11 protein-coding genes are annotated in these 15,066 nt (G+C 42.3%); 6 read left to right on the forward strand and 5 right to left on the reverse strand.

Features of this window, described 5'->3' with window-relative positions; all coding sequences use genetic code 11:
* Window positions 1-205 precede the first annotated feature (205 nt).
* The gene (locus tag H6G77_RS17840) at window positions 206-883 is read right to left on the reverse strand and encodes a hypothetical protein (protein WP_190588414.1); all 678 of its coding nucleotides are present in this window, start codon (window positions 881-883) and stop codon (window positions 206-208) included.
* Between the two features lie 276 nt (window positions 884-1,159).
* On the opposite strand from H6G77_RS17840, the gene galE reads away from it, so the two are divergent.
* A complete protein-coding gene (gene galE / locus H6G77_RS17845; protein WP_190872269.1) occupies window positions 1,160-2,158 on the forward strand; it encodes a UDP-glucose 4-epimerase GalE in 999 nt (332 codons plus the stop codon).
* Between the two features lie 229 nt (window positions 2,159-2,387).
* On the opposite strand, the gene H6G77_RS17850 is transcribed toward galE, so the two are convergent.
* Window positions 2,388-2,993 carry a hypothetical protein gene (locus H6G77_RS17850; RefSeq protein ID WP_190588411.1) on the reverse strand — a complete coding sequence of 202 codons (606 nt, stop codon included), beginning with the start codon at window positions 2,991-2,993 and terminating at the stop codon, window positions 2,388-2,390.
* Window positions 2,994-3,225: 232 nt separating this feature from the next.
* Complete coding sequence (locus tag H6G77_RS17855) at window positions 3,226-4,443, reverse strand: sulfite exporter TauE/SafE family protein (protein WP_190669683.1); 1,218 nt, start codon at window positions 4,441-4,443, stop codon at window positions 3,226-3,228.
* 119 nt (window positions 4,444-4,562) lie between these two features.
* On the opposite strand from H6G77_RS17855, the gene H6G77_RS17860 reads away from it, so the two are divergent.
* The gene (locus tag H6G77_RS17860; RefSeq protein ID WP_190872270.1) at window positions 4,563-5,591 is read left to right on the forward strand and encodes a M20/M25/M40 family metallo-hydrolase; all 1,029 of its coding nucleotides are present in this window, start codon (window positions 4,563-4,565) and stop codon (window positions 5,589-5,591) included.
* Window positions 5,592-5,755: 164 nt separating this feature from the next.
* On the opposite strand, the gene H6G77_RS17865 is transcribed toward H6G77_RS17860, so the two are convergent.
* A complete protein-coding gene (locus H6G77_RS17865) occupies window positions 5,756-6,190 on the reverse strand; it encodes a hypothetical protein (protein ID WP_190872271.1) in 435 nt (144 codons plus the stop codon).
* 679 nt (window positions 6,191-6,869) lie between these two features.
* Between H6G77_RS17865 and H6G77_RS17870 the strand changes: the two genes are divergently transcribed.
* A complete protein-coding gene (locus H6G77_RS17870; RefSeq protein WP_190872272.1) occupies window positions 6,870-8,519 on the forward strand; it encodes an alpha/beta hydrolase in 1,650 nt (549 codons plus the stop codon).
* Window positions 8,520-8,926: 407 nt separating this feature from the next.
* Here the strand turns inward: H6G77_RS17870 and H6G77_RS17875 are convergent, their stop codons facing one another.
* Window positions 8,927-10,114, reverse strand: a complete 1,188-nt coding sequence (locus tag H6G77_RS17875) for an AbrB family transcriptional regulator (protein WP_190872273.1) — start codon at window positions 10,112-10,114, stop codon at window positions 8,927-8,929.
* A gap of 712 nt (window positions 10,115-10,826) precedes the next feature.
* Here H6G77_RS17875 and H6G77_RS17880 point away from each other — a divergent pair.
* From H6G77_RS17880 to H6G77_RS17890, 3 genes are all read left to right on the forward strand, one after another.
* Window positions 10,827-12,545, forward strand: coding sequence for an ankyrin repeat domain-containing protein (locus tag H6G77_RS17880; protein ID WP_190872274.1), 1,719 nt, complete (start codon window positions 10,827-10,829; stop codon window positions 12,543-12,545).
* 363 nt (window positions 12,546-12,908) lie between these two features.
* Window positions 12,909-14,198 carry a histidinol dehydrogenase gene (hisD, locus tag H6G77_RS17885; RefSeq protein WP_190588404.1) on the forward strand — a complete coding sequence of 430 codons (1,290 nt, stop codon included), beginning with the start codon at window positions 12,909-12,911 and terminating at the stop codon, window positions 14,196-14,198.
* 94 nt (window positions 14,199-14,292) lie between these two features.
* Window positions 14,293-15,045: a phosphatase PAP2 family protein gene (locus tag H6G77_RS17890; RefSeq protein ID WP_190872275.1), complete on the forward strand. Its 753-nt coding sequence runs from the start codon at window positions 14,293-14,295 to the stop codon at window positions 15,043-15,045.
* The last annotated feature ends 21 nt before the right edge of the window (window positions 15,046-15,066 follow it).

Here is a 15,066-nt window from a genome sequence, read left to right on the forward strand (position 1 = left end):
AGGAGTGTGTCATCAGAATTCAGTAGAGAAAATTATCTGCTGAATTCTCATCCTAAATTGCAGTCAAAGATAGTAGTTTGGCGTGGGAGTAGCGATAGATACTATTTCTGATTGCCACTTAGGCTCAATGCTGAATTCAGGTTTTTAAATAAGGCCAGCCACTAGGGGATAGCATTGCGGCCTTGTTAATTTTACTTTTTTAACCCTAGGACTGGCGACCACGTAAGAAAAAGTAAACTTGGTTAAGGTAACTTTCCCAAACTTGGGTAGTAAGTTGCAGTGTTTCCGCACTGGGTACAAAGTCCTCTAATCGCAAACCCCGTTCTCGAATTTGCTGGGGATTTTGTAACAAGTACGGTGGGATTTTGATATCCGCCGCGTTAAGTGCGATCGCACTTACATCACTAGTTGTCACACCAGGAGTAAATGCAACCAGTACTTCCGAACCAGTCGCCCCAGCCGGCAGATAATTTCTGACCAGTGCCTGATTTGTTAAAGTGGAATTAGTAGCTGTCGCCGCAATTGGTGATCTCACCAAAAAATAAGCGATCGCTGGTGTACTGGACAACAGCAAAATAATCAGCGATGCAGCTAGTAATGTTCCCCCCGGTTTTGCTATCCCACCATCCTTAATTTTCTGGGCGGCAAAAATCATCATTAACACTGATGCACCCAAGGGTTTGAGTGGAAAGGAGATCACCCTCCACAAAGAAGCCACAGCTGGTTCATTAGGATTAATGAACGACAACGCTATGACAACCAAAATAATCACCAAGACCACCCTTCCGGCGAAAGTTCCTTGAGGATAGAACCTCTGGAACAAAGAATATACGATAGTGCCTACAAGCAGCCACAGTAGTACGCGGCTCAACAATATGAACATAGAGTAACTCTCAAATTTTCTAGTGCGATCAGCCTAGGTTTGGAGCAAGATTGTGTATTTGACCGTCAAATTGTAATCGCACTTTTACTTGACTGCAAATATTACCAGCCTCACACCTAAAGACTACCGTCGTAGTGATTTTAGAGCAATTTTTTGACACTGCGTCTATTATTTATAATTTTCCAGGTGAGAAAAAATTTTTTCTGTCACCCTTACACCCTTACATCCCTACACCCATAATTAATTGAGGAATTTTTAACTCAGAGGGGAAAAACTATGTCGCCACAAAAACCCAGCATTTTAGTCACCGGGGGCGCAGGATACATCGGTTCTCATACTGTACTGGCTCTCAAGCAAGCAGGTTATGACGTGGTAATACTTGATAACCTGGTCTACGGTCATCGAGAGTTGGTAGAGCAAGTTTTACAGGTAGAACTGGTAGTGGGTGATACAAACGATCGCCCTTTATTAGATGAATTATTTAAAACCCGTAATTTTGCGGCTGTGATGCACTTTTCTGCTTATGCTTACGTAGGCGAGTCCGTGACTGACCCCGCAAAATATTACCGTAACAATGTGGTCGGTACGCTGACTTTATTAGAAGCAATGCTGGCTGCATCCATTCACAAGTTCGTATTTTCTTCTACCTGCGCCACCTACGGAGTCCCAGAAGTCGTCCCAATTCCCGAAGACCATCCCCAAGACCCCATCAATCCTTATGGGGCTACTAAGCTGATGGTAGAGCGGATTCTTGCTGATTTTGATGTTGCTTATAATTTAAAATCAGTCCGGTTCCGCTACTTTAATGCGGCTGGTGCGAATCCTGATGGTTTACTAGGTGAAGACCACAACCCAGAAACTCATTTAATTCCTTTGATATTATTAACAGCTTTGGGTAAGCGGGAATCTATCTCAATTTTCGGCACAGATTACCCCACATCTGATGGTACTTGTATTCGTGATTATATTCATGTGAACGATTTAGCCGATGCCCATGTTTTAGGGCTGGAATATTTATTACAGGGTGGCGATAGCGAAGTATTTAACTTGGGTAACGGTAATGGTTTTTCAGTGCGTGAAGTGATTGCGGCGGCTGAGTCGGTGACTGGCTTCTCAATTCCCGTCCAAGAATGCGATCGCCGTCCTGGTGATCCACCTGTTTTAATTGGTAGTAGTGAAAAAGCGAGAAAAATCCTCGGCTGGCGATCGCAATATCCAGATATCCAAGATATTGTGAGTCATGCTTGGCAATGGCATCAAAAACGACACAAATAAAAAGTGCTGAGTCACCGAAGTTTGCTCAACGGGGGAAAGCCTCCGAACTTTGCTCAACGCGGGGAACCCGCGCACGCAAGTTCTCTCCGCACGCAACTTCTCGCTGAGTTGAAAGTGCTGAGTTACAAGACCACTCATCTCATATCTGGTAAAACACTGATTATACAGACCGCAGGAGAAGAATTTTTTTCTCAGCACTCAGCACTCAGCACTCAGCACTTCACTACAACTAACTTCTTCTTGTCTGTTGCCAGAAAACTACGAAAATCCCGACTAGTACAAAACCGGGAATTGCGATCGCCCAGGGTGGTAAAGTTTTTGTAGTTTCCTGAGCTACAGCATCACTGTTGGCATTATTAATATTGACTTTTTGAGAATCTTGTGTATTACTTTGAGTACCAGCAGCGACGGTGACTTCAAACTTGAGGGTAAAGGGTTTGAAATTAGCGCCTTTTGCGGGTTTACCACTGAGTTGTAATTGATAAAGTCCGGGTTTGGGGAAGGTGATTTCGGTTCCGGGAATACCTTGGAAGCGTTCGGCGGATACAGGTTTGAGGGATGGTTCCAGTAGTGCTGGTTCGCTGGGGGTGTGGGGTTCGGCGTAAACTGCCAACTGACAATTACACTGAGCGAGGGGAATGGTTTGTCCACCTTTCCGTGCCAGAGCAAACCAAGCTTGGGTAGGTTCGCCAGCACGGGGATTATCATTGGGTTCGAGATGGAGAGTCGCGCCGACATCTGCGGCTACTTGGACTTTATGGGCCAAGACTGGGTGAATATTAGTAATTGCGATCGCTACACAAAACAGCAATAATGCGGATTGTAATTTTTTCATGCTTGGAAAATAATTCATGCTCACCAAATAAGGCAAAAGTTAAAAGGCAAAATAAAGAAAAATAAAAATGCTCGTAAGCCTCTAAATTTATATATGGAACAAAATAAAAACATTTATTTCGAGGCGCACAGCAGCGAAAAATAATATGTCCTGATGAAATCCCCTAAATTTATTTATGGAGATTATCTTTTTACTTTTTACTTTTTACTTTTTACTTTTTACTTTTTACTTTTTACTTCTTAACCTGCTCACCTGCTTTTACCCAACGCAACAGCAATACTCCAAGGGTAGCTGTAACTAGTAGCACTGTTGCCAACTTATTACCCCAAGTTGATTTTAGAGAACCCAGGTAATGGGAACCTATCACCACTGCATGAAAGGTACTCAAGATTAAAGCCGGCACAGTTAAAAGATGAATTTGTCGCCAAAGTTTACCCCAAGATTTTTGCAACGATTCCCAACTCGTTAAAGCAGCAGGAGTCATTAAGATCAATGCTACAGCACCCGCAGCTATCCCCCAGCGAAATTCCCTGGGAAAAAACCAAAAAGCGGCAAAATTCCATTGCAGAGAATGTTCAATGTTATGGGTGGTGTGGACTAAAGCCAGCACAAAAGCACCCACACCCAAAGCCCGCCGATAACGCATAGGTGCAGCCCATAAATTACTAATTGGGCGAGCAATTAAAGCCAACATCAGACAAAATAGGGCGGCGTGTCCGGTGTAGTCTACCATTGTGTCGCCAGTCCGCAATAAGGTGATTACACCAATGGACAGTGTTACCCAACCACCTAAGCGAAATAATTGACTGCGCCTATCTTTACTAACTAACGAAGTGGAAACACCAACCCCCAACATCGTGGGTAAAGTTCCTAAACCAAAGGCTAACATTGTGGCTGCACCCATCCAGAGGTTGCTGGTTTCTGCGGCTTTGATTTGAGCCGCATATAAGAAACCACAAGGCATTAAACCCCAAGTCATTCCCAAAAATATGGGTGTCCACCATTTGGTTTGCGAGGAAAGTTTGACCATACCTGCACTCAGGTGATCGTGTAAATTACTTTTTAATAAAGGGTGTAATACCGGAATATGGGGCAACCAATTTGGTTTAATTTGCCCTAAGCCAAACCAAATCAGCATAATTCCCGTAATCATCGCCATCCAACGGCGAAATTCACTGCCAATTCCCGCTAGTTGTCCACCTTCAAACAATACCGAACCGACAGCCCCAATTCCTGCACCCACCAGGGCGTAGCTCAACATTCTGCCAAGATTCAGTAAAAAGTGAAATATTAATTGCTGTTGCCAAGTCGAGGAAAATTCTGAGGTCGATTTCTGCCCATTTTGCTTACCAGACAACGAAAAAGCCACTGTTAAAGGGCCACACATCCCGAAGCAATGCCCAAAACTGCCGAGAAATCCCAGGATGGCGATGAGCGACAAATCTAACATATCCAGCCTTCAGCACTGCCCAAACAAGGAACAATATGTCAAATTTTCGCCTCTGTCAACAGACAAGTCGTCAAACTTGTGTTTGCGCTACTCTAGGTTTGGAAAGCAGGGTTCAATGTATGCAAAAACGGATTTGGCTAGTGCTGTTGGTGCTGGTGGTAGTTGTCATTGTTGGTAGTAGAAGTATTGCGTTCAATAGTTTTTTACCCCAGGCTGCTGCACCAGAAATTGTTGAGCAAGTACCAGCCAAGGAAGCTCAACCCAAGCCGCCAATACAAGACAATACACCACAAGTTTCCCTTGAGAATTTGCTTGCCCACATTGAAAAGTTAAATTTTCAACGCCATACAACAGCAGAGCGATCGCGTACTCGTACATATATCACAAGTGAATTAAAAAAATCCGGCTGGAAACCACAGCTAGAGAAATTTACTGAGGGTGTGAATATCTTTGCAGAACGTTTAGGGACTGACAAAACAGCAGGTACAATCCTCGTCGGCGCACATTATGATACAGTCGCCGCTTCTCCTGGTGCTGATGATAACGGTACTGGGGTGGCGGTACTCTTAGAAATTGCCAGATTACTTGGTTCCCAACAGACACCACGCACTTTACAGTTAATTTTTTTTGACAAAGAAGAAGCCGGACTTTTGGGTAGTAAAGCTTTCGCCGCTCAAGCCAAACGGTTAAAAAATCTCAGTGGTGTGATTGTTATGGATATGGTTGGTTATGCTTGCTACACTCCTGGCTGTCAACAATATCCACCGGGTTTACCTGTAACGCCACCCAGCGATAAGGGAGACTTTTTAGCAGTGGTAGGAGATACGGAACATTTACCTTTGCTGAGTGCTTTTCAAAACCCACAACCAGCTAATTTTCCAGCCGTTCTCACAGTACCTATTCCATTGAAAGGATTACTCACACCTGATACTCTGCGGAGTGACCATGCACCGTTTTGGTATCAAGGAGTAGGGGCAGTTTTAGTAACAGATACAGCTAATCTGCGTAGTCCCCATTATCATCAACCTAGTGATCAGCCTAGTACAATAGAGCGATCGTTTTTTGCAGGTGCGGCGCAAATTGTTGTGAATACTACCTCTGCTTTGTTAGCCAAACATGAAAGTTTAGCAACTCCCATTGCGCCTTAAGGCTAATAAGCTGTTACACATTTAAACTGCATAATTAGGGCGGGCAAGATGCCCACCCCACAAGAGTTATTAGCATTTCCGTTATGTAAACTAGATGTGGTTTAGCTTATCCTGCCTCCTGCTTCCGGTTGGTGAGCGCAGCCGAACCACCGCCTCCTGACTTTCTACTTAACTTGTGGGTAGATTAACACCCAGTTTTGTTTATCATTAAGTTGGAAATATAAACCTTGAAAAATCATCCGTAACGCAATGCGCGTCCTCAGATAATACCTAATTAAATGAGTTCCTGGTTGGGCAAAGACATCATCATAGTTTTGGCTGTAACCAAATGGTTTAGAACAATAGTTACCAATACCTTGGACTGATAACACAAAAAATGGTGCTTTTTTGTATTCATCGGGAACCATGAAAATCCCATATACATGATGTTCGCCACGCCAGGGTTGCACAACAACTTGAGAGGCTGTTATCTGAAGTTTTTGTTTGTTTGATTTTAAAAAAGCTTCTGAGTTACATTGCGAGTTATGTACAGGCCAAAACAAAGTCACAAACAAGATTGCAACTAGCAAAATTAATATATAGATAATTGGGCGACGCATACAAGATGAAATCTAAAGTTTTTAGCTGTCATTCGGGCTGCTGACTCAAGGCTCAAGTAAAGTATGTTTGCGGGATAAATTCTGCTCTCTATTAACATCCGCAACAAAAAAATAGAGATGAGCATTTTCCGTAGATACTTTGCATATTCGTGGAGTATAAGTAGGTGGACACAATTATTTAGAAGACGCATTTCGACTTCTCCCCAAGGGAGACGCTACGCGAACGCTCAATGCTCGATCCTTGAGAAGACGAGGGTTGAGCGCAGTCGAAACCCGGCAACTTCAAGTTAGGTTTAATTTAGTCCTTCTACTTACATATAGAGCACTTTTGAAGTAAGTGAGGTAAAGCATGAGTATTAAGTAATGAGTAATAAGTAATAAGTATAGGACTTACGCAACTGGCATATTTTTTCTGTAGGGTGTGTGACGCAACGAGAAGATTTGAACGTAGTTATAAGATTTCTAGCGTCACGCACCAACCGCCAATTGTGACACTTACGTAAGTCCTGAAGTAAATTTCTGACTTATTACTCATGACTCATGACTCATGACTTTTTTCACTCAGTTGCTGTATCTTGCACTCAATGATATCTCCGTATTTTCTTGCCTTAATCTTAAGAGTCGTCAAATGTCAAAATATCCGTTATATTCCCGTCAGGATTCATTGACGAATATTTTTATGAGAATTAGTAGGAAAGCTTTAAATTTATTGGTGGGTTGCTTTTGTACTTTTACTTACACAAGTTTGCTAAGTATAACTAATGCGGCAAAAGCAGCTGATAAAGTTGTGTTGCGTTATGGCTTGTTGGCGGAGTCTGTTTCTTTGGCTGAGTTACAAAAAGCAGCAGAAGTGGGAGATTTCCCGAATGGTTTTGAATTGTATGGTCGTAAGTTATCTTCCCAAGAACGGCGCTTTTTGTTAGAGACGCTGAAAATGCCGCTACCGTTGAATGTTGTGACTGTGAATCGATTACTCAATACTCAGATTGGGACAACAATTCTTAATGATTTCTCGACTGCGCTTGTACGTAAGGATAAAGCCGGTGTGCAAGCTCTGAGAGCGGGAGCGGTTATCGGTGCAACTGCGCCTCAAGGGTTGTCGTTACTGAGTTTTATTGCGGCTTATCCGAGTCAAAGTCTGGAAATTAATTTACCTGCAATTTTCAAGTTGTCTGGTAATTTTAATACGGCGTTTTGGCGGACTCAACAATTTATGTTAGCGATCGCACCCCAACTTAATCAAAAATCGCTACAAGTTTCTTTACCATTTGACCCCAGTCAACCTGGAACGGCGGAAGTCCAAGTCTTGAAAGTTAATTGGCTTGACCAACAACGTCAGCGTAATATTCCTGTAGATATTTATTGGTCAAATGCTGCAACTGCAAATAAACCAGTCATAGTTTATTCTCACGGTTTGGGTTCTGTGCGGACTGACTTACGTTATCTTGCAGAACATTTAGCATCCCACGGTTATGTATTTGTGGCTGTCGAACATCCTGGTAGTAATCAAACAAATGTTGATGCTGGTTTACAAGGTAAGGGTAAACTCCTCAAACCGCAAGAATTTTTAGAACGTCCCAAAGATATTAGTTTTGTTTTGGATGAACTCGCCAAAGTTAACCAAACTCCTAACGACCCGTTAGCAGGTAAACTCGCAACTAACAATGCGATGGTTATTGGTTATTCTTTTGGTGGCGGTACAGCTTTGGCCTTGGCTGGTGGTGAATTACAACTAGATAAGCTCAAACAACGCTGCAAACAAAATTTGGCTGTATTTAGTTTGGGTGAAACTGCACAGTGCGTTGCTCAAGAACTACCAAACAACAGCTATCAACTGCGGGATACTCGAATTAAGCAAGCGATCGCTCTTAATCCTACCAGTTCTTTGATGTTTGGCGACTCTGGTTTAACTAAGGTACAAGTCCCGACTCTCATCTTGGCAAGTTCCGCCGATAAAAGTACTCCGGCGTTGACTGAACAAGTTGTCGGGTTTCACAAAATTCCTGCACCTAAATGGCTGGTTGGTATACTTGGTGGTACTCATCTCAGCGTTAAAGACCCCAGCACTACTTTAGACCAAGCCGGTCAACCCAACACACCTTTTACTGGCGGCGAAGTTGTCGGAGAACAAGCCGCCGATGTTCGTAAATTTGTGAAGGTGATAGTCCTGGCTATGGCTGCACAACTCACCCCAGAGGCTCAACAATATAGTGTGTTTTTGACACCGAATTATGCGATTTCAGCTTCTACGCCAGCATTTCCCTTTCTCTTGGTAACAGAAATTCCTCCTGATGCGCTCAAAGTAGTGGAGGAATATATAGATAAATAACTTCCCATTCTCTCACTAGTACACTGCGGCGTAAATCAGCAAACCATTAAAAATAGGTAAAAAGCTGACTTGATAAGTATTATTTCTTTTTACTTTTGCCTTGTTGTACTAGCGATCGCTTCTGTTTATTGACTACATAACTTTTTCTTATTACTAATATTAGCTGTTCTTTGTCAATTTATGTTGACTTATCGTAACAATTTAGTTACACTTATTAACATAAGTTTAGAAATCGGTAATTAAATACAATCAAATCCGCTAACACATAAAGATATTGTCAGAATTTGATGTCTTTTGCTGTTAGCGATGAACAACGGACTTCGGTATCGGTATCTCCCATCGACATTTGGACTTCTCCTAATCACCTCGGTTTGAACAACACCGAGGTTTTTTCTTTCCATTAACTTTCAGACTTCAGACTTCAACTGACTTTCAAGACGGCGAAATAAAAATAACCAAAGAGGCAAGGAACTATTAATAGCGATTAGTCTGACTAAATGACCTGTGGTGACAATTTCCACATTATGATCTAAGGCTAGGGAAACTAAGATCATTTCGGCAGCACCGCCGGGGGCTGTTACCAAAAGACAAGTTAACCAATCCCAAGAAGTGAAGTGCATAGCCAGCATAGCAGCGATCGCACCTGCAATCAGCGTCAACGCTACAGAAATCAACGCACAACCTACAGTTCGTTTACCAAAAGTGGGTTTTTCTCCCCAATATTCTCCGATGGTAATTCCCAACAGCATTTGACCAACTATATTCACCAATGGTTGTGGACTCAAGTTAGCTCCACTCACAAAAGGTAAGAAATTCAAAAAATAATTAAAAAATATACCCAGTAGTAACGCCCCAAAAAAATCTCCAGCCGGAATTTTCCAAACAATAGCGCAATAAACTATCACTCCAGTAATTAGCAACGCTACCACCAACAGTCCGATTTGTGAAGGTTCCAGATTGAGTAAAGCTTGTTTGACAGGAAGTGTTGCAGAATTCCAGTCATTACCAACTGTGGTTCTCGCAATAAAAGGAATTACCAATACTACACAAGTCACCCGAATTGCTTGCACTAAAGCAACCAAAGTCACGTTTTTATTGTAATCAGCCGCAATTGATGACATCACACCCACGCCACCGGGAACTGTCGCCAACATTGCTGTTAATAAATTAGTTTTGCTGAGTCGGGAATAAATATAGCCAATACAGCTACCACATACTAATAAAAAAAATGTCAGAGCCACAAATATCGGAATCCCAGCAGCTAAATTGATCAGGTCACTATTACCATTAGATAAACCCACAGTCAGTCCTACAAGTCCCATCCCGATTTTTCTCGCAGTTCTGTTAGGTTTGGGTGTGTATTGATAGAAAATTCGACATCCTTGGAGGACGATTGTACCAGCAGCGATACCACCAAATATCCAAGCAATACCGCCAACATGCAACTTTACCAAGCCGATACTCAGTGGTAATGCTAGTAGTATTTCTAAAGCCAGAACCATGATTTGAGGAACAATTAGCTGTGGTTGAGTACCAGAGAGATTTTGATGAAAAATTTCCTCCTGAGTGGGAGTAACACTGAGGCTTTGATTCATTGATACAAGTTTTTTAAAATTAAATTTGACTAGGTTCTGGAATTAATGCGATCGCCAATGACTTACTGTTTTTAAGTTCTATGTACAAAGGCAACAGTATCACAACAATCTTAATAAAATTTAAACATAGCTTTCAGCCTCATCACCACAGCAATATTTGGTATTTATACCAATTCTGCATGAAGATGCACTGAATTAAAGAACGAACCACAAAGGGCGCATAGACGCGATAGCAGCTTCCCGAAGGGTAGAACACAAAGAAAGAAGAGATATGAAGATTAAATGCAGACTCACATAGAATTGGTATTAGGACAATAAATGGTAGAAAACAGATGTTCCCTACCATGTTTTGCCTTTTTACTTTTGCCTTTCTGTACTAGTACAACAAGGCAAAAGTAAAAAGGCAAAAGTAAAAAGAAAGAATAACGATACTACAAGCTTTTTAGCAATTTCTTATGGTCTGTTTATTTACGCCAACCTGTACTAGGACTAATATTTGATTTGGGAAAAAAATCAGTACACCCAGAGCAGACTTCTTTCCTACTCCCTACTCCCCATTCCCTACTCCCTGCCTATCGCGCTTGCGCTGCGCTTCGCGCACCACACAATTAGATTCAGGAATCAAACCGTATTCCTATCTATGGGGATAAGATGAAAAGCGCGATCGCTTCTGGTTGTAGTAATTTATATCAGAAGTTAACTCAGAAAATGTATGGAAAAAATTCATATTGATGTCCAGCAGGGCAACATTGCAGGAGTCGCAGATAAAATAGCCAATGGTGTTGATATTGAATGCCTAGACGAGTATTCCCAGCAAACACCATTAATGTGTGCAGTTAGTAGTTCCAATGCAGGGGTTGAGATGATTCGCTTTCTCTTAGAAAATGGCGCGAATGTCAATGCTGTTGAACCAGAATCTCAAAATACCGTACTTGGGTTAGCTGTGCAGTCAGGAAATCTCGATAAAATCCAATTGATTCTCGATGCTGGAGCCGATATTAACTATCAAACTTCAGATGGATATGATGTCTTAATTCATGCTATGTATGGTCGAGATATTGTCCAAGATGAAAACTTAATATCAACTTTGAATTTACTCATCTCTAGAGGTGCTGCTGTCAATGGGATGAGTAGCTATAGTGAATCTGCAATTAAAGTAGCTGCTCATGTTGGGAGATTTGATGCTGTCCAATTATTATTGAACGCAGGTGCTAACCCAGAGCAACTGGAATGGACAGAATTAATGCACGCTATAGTTTTTGGCAGCCTAGAGCAAGTAAAGTTCTTGCTAGAACAAGGCGCAGATCAAAATGTGCGTGATTGTTGGGATAGAACTCCTTGGTTATTGAGTATTCAGGTAGGTGAATTACCTAAAGCTAAATTACTCCTAGCGGCGGGAGCAAATCACAACGATGTGGGAAACTGCGGAAAAACGCCGTTAATGTATGCAATAGAAAATAATAGACTGGAAGTATTAAAGTGGCTAATTGCAGAGGGATTTGATATTGAAGCTACTGATGAATTTAGTAACACTGCGTTAATCATGGCGGCAGAGTATGGTGCTACTGATTGCGTCAAAATTTTACTAGAAGCTGGCGCAAACCCCAGCAGTATAAATCATTGCGATGACAAAGCCATTAAGGTAGCGAAAAATAAAGAAATTGTCAGAATGTTAATTGCATCTGGTGAAGATATCAGCGATATTAACGATGATATGCGGCGATCGCTCACCGGAATTGACAACAACAAATTTTCATTATCACAAGTAACTCCAGAGCAATATTTTGCTGGCAAACAGCCGCGCTTTGGCAAAAGCAATCCAGAGTTGATGGAAATACCATTTTGGCAGGCAATGATTTGTCATGGTTGTTCTGCTTATGCAGCTAAAAATTTTTTTGATGATACAGAAAATTGGCAAGATAAAGTATGGAGCTACGACCGCTTTGGCAGAAGCATTACACAATTACCAGATGGCAGAATTATCGAAATTGCTGGTGAACATGAAGACTCCTATGACCCTGATTTTTGTATATATAACGATGTGGTAGTTTATCAAGGTGATGGTAATTTTCAGATTTTTGGCTATCCCCAAGATGTATTTCCCCCAACTGATTTTCATTCTGCCACATTAGTTGGAGAATACATATATATCATTGGCAACTTAGGATATTTCGGTACAAGAATTTATCATGAAACTCCAGTTTATAGATTAAATATCCACACATTTGTCATAGAAAAAGTAGCAACAGATGGAGAAAAACCAGGATGGATCAGTAAACACAAAGCTATCTATCAAGAAACAGATAAAATACACATTACTGGTGGTAACTTGTGGGTGATTAATAATGAGAAAATAGAAGATTATATAGATAATTCAGTTGATTACGTTTTAGATTTAAGTGACTTGACTTGGAGCCGCGCGACCGTTTAAGGGTAAATCTTAGGTTCTTCTAATTTCTTGTGTCAAGCCTAATTGAGATACTCTTATACCAATTCTATGTGAGGCTGCACTTAATCTTTTATCTCTTCTTTCTTTGCGTTCTAACCTTCGGGAAGCCGCTATCGCGTCTATGCGCCCTTTGCGGTTCGTTCTTTAATTCAGTGCATCTTCATACAGAATTGGTATTACCTTGATTCATCAGCTATGTTTATTTCCGTAGAGTTCCACTGATGTTTCATAACTTTTGCGTAAGTCCTGCAAGATTTACCAGCAACCCCACCAGGCGATCGCCTCATACTCTACACTAATTAATATCCTGACTGCTAACCTGCACTGATTTCAAAGATATTGTCCATGCAGCTACTTAAAACAACTGACACAGATTTTTCCACCGCGTTCCAAGCACTCGTCAATAATCGCCGGGAAGCCACGGTTGATGTTAGTGGTACAGTACGCGGCATTCTGGCTGATGTAAAAGTGCGGGGTGATGCCGCAGTTAAGGAATATACTACTCGTTTCGACCATTTCAGCCCAGAATCTTTGCATCTGAGTGCGGATTTTATCGCCACCCAAGCCGCCAAATGTCCGGCTGATGTGAGAGTCGCCCTGGAATTAGCCGCCGAACGCATTAGCAGCTTTCACCAAAAACAACTGCCCCAAGATATTGGTTACACCGACGTAACAGGGGTAAAACTCGGTTTAAATTGGGTTTCTCTCTCGCAAGTGGGTATTTACGTCCCTGGTGGACGCGCCAGCTATCCTAGTTCGGTGTTGATGAATGCTTTACCTGCCAAAATTGCTGGGGTGGAACGCATTGTGATGACCGTACCTATGCCACGGGGTGAAATTAACCCGGCTGTGTTAGCGGCGGCACAGGTGGCTGGCGTAACAGAAATATATAGTATTGGTGGGGCGCAAGCAGTAGCCGCCCTCGCCTACGGGACAGAAACGATTAAACCTGTAGATAAAGTGGTTGGCCCTGGTAATGCTTATGTTGCGGAAGCCAAACGGCAGGTATTCGGGACTGTGGGTATCGATAGCATAGCTGGCCCTTCGGAAATTTTGGTGGTAGCCGATGATCAAAATAACTCAGAGTGGATAGCTTGGGATTTGTTATCGCAAGCAGAACACGACCCCAGCGCCCAATCTATTTTAATTACTGATTCGGCAGTTTTCGCCCAGCAAGTGATCACCGCCGTTGAATTAGTTCTTACCAAACTATCTACTCAAGCAGTGGCGAGTGATAGTTGGCTAAATCATGGTGCAGTTATTGTAGTGGGTGATTTGGCTGAAAGTATACCATTGCTGAATCAATTGGCTCCTGAACACGTTGAGTTATGCGTAGATAACCCGCAGTTACTCGCCAGTCAAATTAAATGCGCCGGTAGTTTGTTTTTAGGACGCTACACCCCAGAGGCGATAGGTGATTATTTGGGCGGCCCTAACCATGTCTTACCAACTTCTCGTTCGGCGCGGTTTGCTTCTGGTTTGAGTGTGTATGATTTTCTCAAACGCATTACTTATTTAGAATGCAATCAAGCCGCGTTGCAAGAAATTGGTAAAGCTGCGGTGACTTTAGCTGAGGCGGAAGGTTTACCAGCCCATGCTGGTAGTGTGGCTGTACGTTTGCAATCACTTGAATAGTGCTGAGTGCTGAGTGCTGAGTGTAATTATTTTGTTTTTTACTCAGCACTCTTGAAAAGGTTGGTCATCCCTTGTATACAAAACAAAAGTTGATATGGATGCAGAGAAAAGGACACCTGTTTCTTTTATCAGAAATCTGCTGGTTGCCCGTTGGCGATCGCTTTTACTTCTATTTGTAGGAGTATATTTACCATTGCAGATATTTCAAGTTTTGGCTGTGCAAGTTTGGCAATATCAAGCTGGCTTCCCTTGGGATGTGCCGATTTTATTGGCGGTTCACTCTACAGCCAACCCCCAGTTAGATACTTTGGCGGTGGCGCTGACTAAGTTGGGGTCATTTTGGACTGTGCTGCCAATTTTAATCACAATTGCCCTGATATTACTCTGGCAAAAACGCTGGAGATCGCTAGTTTACTTGTTAATCACTGCCTTGGGAAGTGCCTTTATCAACCGCACTGCTAAGGAATTATGGCATCGTCTCCGCCCAGATTTTTGGACATCCCTCGCCCCAGAGTTAGATTTTTCTTTTCCTAGCGGCCATGCTATGACGAGTACTACCTTGGCTATTATCTTGTTGATTTTAGCTTGGCAAAGTTCTTGGCGCTGGGTGGTATGGATTTTTGGTAGCTTGTATATATTAACTATTGCCTGGACACGCCTGTATTTGGGAGTTCACTTTCCCAGTGATATTCTCGCAGGTTGGATGGTGGCGATCGCTTGGGGAACTGGCGTGAGTATGATTATTAAACCCCATCTGGTGAAAACTTTACCTGTCCCTGGTGTACAACCTGCGGCGGAAACTACTTTACTCCCAGAAGAACAGGAAAAATTAGCCACTCACGAGTAAATCTTTTTGGTGAGCGGCTCT

It is taken from the genome of Aulosira sp. FACHB-615 (assembly GCF_014698045.1).
Lineage (GTDB): Bacteria > Cyanobacteriota > Cyanobacteriia > Cyanobacteriales > Nostocaceae > Nostoc_B.